Consider the following 211-nt stretch of genomic DNA (forward strand, 5'->3'; position numbering starts at 1 on the left):
AGGGCTGGCCGAGCCCGTGCAGGTGGTCTGCCGGCAGGCACAGGTGCTGGTCGATTGGCTGGAGCCTGGTGAAAGCGAGGGCGAGGGCGAGGGCGAGGGCGAGGGCGAGGGCGAGGGCGATGTAGCCGCCGCGCTTCAGCAGCGCCTGGACCCGCGCGTGCAGCGCATCGATGTGCGCCGTGCACCCATGATCCGCGCCGTGGCGGCGCAG

Annotated in this window: 1 protein-coding gene; it reads left to right on the forward strand. The window is 73.5% G+C overall.

The genetic code is table 11. The annotated features are described in order from the left end of the window. The coding region (locus L995_RS34465; protein WP_231574508.1) for a hypothetical protein at positions 1–211 on the forward strand (211 nt) is incomplete at both ends.

It is taken from the genome of Delftia sp. ZNC0008 (assembly GCF_000799035.1).
Classification (GTDB): Bacteria; Pseudomonadota; Gammaproteobacteria; order Burkholderiales; family Burkholderiaceae_C; genus Comamonas; species Comamonas tsuruhatensis.